General features: G+C 58.8%; 3 protein-coding genes. 2 read left to right on the forward strand and 1 reads right to left on the reverse strand.

All coding sequences use genetic code 11. The features are described 5' to 3' along the window. Positions 1–579: 579 nt before the first annotated feature. Positions 580–1,353 carry a transporter substrate-binding domain-containing protein gene (locus tag QZ269_RS12335; protein ID WP_291427004.1) on the forward strand — a complete coding sequence of 258 codons (774 nt, stop codon included), beginning with the start codon at positions 580–582 and terminating at the stop codon, positions 1,351–1,353. Between the two features lie 12 nt (positions 1,354–1,365). Then, positions 1,366–2,043 carry an amino acid ABC transporter permease gene (locus tag QZ269_RS12340; RefSeq protein WP_291427005.1) on the forward strand — a complete coding sequence of 226 codons (678 nt, stop codon included), beginning with the start codon at positions 1,366–1,368 and terminating at the stop codon, positions 2,041–2,043. A gap of 71 nt (positions 2,044–2,114) precedes the next feature. Here QZ269_RS12340 and QZ269_RS12345 read toward each other — a convergent pair whose 3' ends face one another. Beyond that, positions 2,115–3,080, reverse strand: a complete 966-nt coding sequence (locus tag QZ269_RS12345; RefSeq protein WP_291427006.1) for a TrkA family potassium uptake protein — start codon at positions 3,078–3,080, stop codon at positions 2,115–2,117. Between the last annotated feature and the right edge of the window lie 597 nt (positions 3,081–3,677).

Here is a 3,677-nt window from a genome sequence, read left to right on the forward strand (position 1 = left end):
AGAAAGCCGCCGATAACGATCACAGGAATACGGCCCTCGGCAGGGTCGCCATGAAACGGAGCATCACCGGAAGGCGCAGCAGTCATGGAGCCATGCTACGCCGGGACTGCTTCTGGGAGGGGCCGGGTCAAGGGTCATGTACGGCGCTGTCGCCCGCTGGCAAGTAGCTGCCGGATAATGACCAGGTTATGAGCCGGGTATTGCCCCGAGCAGACTAACAAAGAGCTACGTAGCAGAGTAAAAAGGCGAAAAGGAGCTGCTGGCGAAGGCGGACTCGGGACCTTTCCCCGAATCGGCGAAACTGTAACCGGGAGCTACTGGTAAAGGTGTACTCTTTTGATCTGCTTTCAGGTCACGTTGGGGGCCTGATCCAGAGTTGTCCCACCTGTTCTTCGACGCTGCTAGAGCAGTTCTGCAAAATGATGGGCACGTCGGAACAACACCGCCACCCCCTTCATTCTACGTCCTGCTCTTTCTTGTTCACTCGTTCGACTCGGCAAAAAGAGGGTAAAAAGAGCACCATCTTTTTGCAAAATGCGCTAAGTAGCTCTTTGCAATTTACGTTTACGAGGAGAGACCATGAAGACCAAACAACTATGGCTGAGCGCCCTGACCCTGCTCGGTACCGTCAGCGCCCAGACCTCTAGCTCACAGGCTCCCACCCTGACCAAGGGCACGCTGAAAATCGGCATGGAAGGCACCTACCCGCCCTTTACCTTCAAGGACGCCTCGGGCAACCTGAGCGGCTTCGACGTGGACGTGGCCAAAGCCCTGGCCGCCAAGCTAAACCTGAAGCCTGAATTCGTGCTGACCGAGTGGAGCGGCATTCTGGCTGGCCTCCAGGCGAACAAGTACGACGTGATCGCCAACCAGGTGGGCATTACTCCCGAGCGCCAGAAGACCATCGGGTTCAGCACGCCCTACGCGTACAGCTACGGACAGATCATCGTGAAAAAGGGCGGCAGCTTCAAGCCAGCCACCCTGAACGCCCTGAAGGGTAAGCGCGTCGGCGTGGGCCTGGGCAGCAACTACGAGCAGCAGTTGCGGGCCGTCGGCGGAATCAACGTGGTCACTTATCCCGGCGCCCCCGAGTACCTGGCCGACCTCGCCGCCGGACGCCTGGACGCTGCTTACAACGACAAGCTGCTGGTCAGTTATCTCATCAAGTCCCAGAATCTGCCTATCGTGGGGGCAGGCGTCATCAGTGATCCCCGGCCCATCGCCATTGCTATCAAGAAAGACAACGTTAACCTGAAAAAAGCCATCGACAAGGCGCTGCTGCAAATGAAGGCCGACGGCACCTATACCAAGATCAGCCGCCAGTGGTTTGGCACTGATGTCAGCAAGCGCTAGCATACTGAGCCAATGAACATCGAGCAGCTCCAGACCGTCTTGCAAAGTGCCTGGGCTTCTCTGCCGACGTTACTCAGTGCCACCCCGACCACTCTGGGCTTTGCACTGGGGGCCATGCTGCTCGGGTTGCCGCTGGGGTTTGTGGTGGCGCTGGCACGTCTCTCGCGCTTGCGTGTTCTGCGCTGGATCAGCAGCGTGTTCGTCTCGTTTATCCGGGGAACACCACTGCTGGTTCAGATTTTTGTCATCTATTACGGCCTGCCTAGCTTCGGCATCACCCTCAATCCGCTGGCAGGCGGCGTCATCGCGCTGACGCTGAACGCCGCCGCCTACCTCTCGGAAACGATGCGGGCCGCCATCCTGAGCATCGGCAAGGGCCAGCGCGAGGCCGCCACCAGCCTGGGGTTGACCTCCTCGCAGACCATGCGGCTGGTCATCTTGCCGCAGGCGGCGCGGGTGGCCCTGCCCAGCATGAGCAACACGCTGATCGGCCTGGTCAAGGACACCTCGTTGGTATCGGTCATCACGGTGGTCGAACTGCTCCGCAGCTCCCAGCTGGTCATCGCCCGCACCTTCGAGCCGTTTGGCCCCTATCTGATGGCCGCGCTGATCTACTGGGTCATCAGCAGCCTGCTGGAAGTGGTGCAAAGCGGGTTGGAGCGGCGCTTTTCACGCGGATTCTCGGCCTGATACGGCTTAACTCGACGGCCAAACTACGGGTTCGCGTGAGAGGGTCGTTTCACACGAAAGGGCCAGCCCCATCAGGGCTGCTGACCCTCGACCGCCTCGACCTCGTGGGCAGCTCCGGCAACCAGCACGGTATCGCCAGCCTGCAAAATCTCTCCGGCACGCGCCCGCACGACCTGCCCATCGCGCCATATACCAATCACCAGGGCACCGGTATCGCGGCCAAGCTGCTCGATGCTGCGGCCAATCAGAAGCTGACCGACGCCAATCTCGCGCACCGTGAAATGGTCGCTGGTGGCCCCCCCGCTGAGCAGGCGTGAAAACTGCGGGGCCAGCATCATGGCCGCGATCCGGTTGCCCGAGAGCTGGTAGGGGTTGACCACCTCGTCGGCCCCGGCGCGGCGCATCTTGCGGGCGGCGCTTTCGTCGCTGGCCCGCGCAATCACCTGCAACTGCGGCTTAATGCCTTTGGCCGAGAGCACCACGTATAGGTTGCTGGGGTCGGAGTTGATAACCGTGACCAGCGAGGCAGCCCGGTCTAGCCCGGCGCGGCGCAGCACTTCCTCGTCGGTAGCGTCGCCGACCAGCGTGTGAACGCCGTGCGTCTCGGCCCATTCAATGTGTTCGGTGCGGTGGTCAATCACCACGACCTCACGCTTAGCGCTGACCAGGGCGGTGGTCACTGCCTCGCCGACCTGCCCGTACCCGCAGACAATCGTGTGGCCCCGTAGATTCATGATTCTCCTTTCCCTGCGCCTCTTGTTGATACTGGGGTCGGTGACGCTGCGAATCACCGTTTCGGCCAGCAGCGTCAGCAGATACAGCATCAGCCCAATGCCGAAAGTCATCAAGACGATGCTGAAGATTTTACCGTGCACGTTCAGCGGCTGAACCTCGCCGAAGCCCACGGTGGTCAGCACCATAATGCTCATGTACACGCAGTCCAGCCAGCTCCAGCCTTCAGTTATTCGGTAGCCCAGCGCCCCAAAGGTGACCAGCCCCAGAATCAGGCCGGAGAGGATGAAGGGGCGACGGTCCACGCTGCTTAGTGTAGCTGGGGACATCCGCTGGATGCGGGTTAAAGCTTTGGCGCAGCAGTCCAGACTACTGGGCCGTTTCGGTCAGTTTGAAGCGCCGCTACCTGTTCGTGCTTGCGACTGGCTTCTTCGCTGCGCTCCAGCCGCCGCTTCAGAGCGCAATGTCTAGCAATTTGAATCCACCTTCTCGCGCTGAGCAGTTACACCTATGAATGCTATGTGTGAAGCGCAAAGTCTCTGGCGGCTTTCAGTCAGAGGCTGGTGGAGCCGTGTTCTGCCGTATTCGTAGCTTCATAGCAACTTAACGAAAGCAGGGCTTAGACATATAGCTGGGGCAGTTTGCTACATTTCAAAATCCGCTTCTAATTCCAGAATTCACGCGCTGAGGAGTTATCCTTGATTTATTGTGACCGCAAAGCTATAATTCAGCTGTAAGGAAAAGTCATTCACCGAGCAATCATCATTGCTTTTCCTTGTCTTGTTTTAAAGAGTTCTCTTTAAATTCAACTGGAGGAATGAAATGTTGTAACTGCTCAGCACGAGAAGTCGAGTTTGGGTAAGACGCCACGAAAAACGTCAACTAAGCCAGTCCAAATGGAT

Origin of the sequence: Deinococcus sp. (assembly GCF_018260405.1) — a bacterium.
GTDB lineage: Bacteria > Deinococcota > Deinococci > Deinococcales > Deinococcaceae > Deinococcus.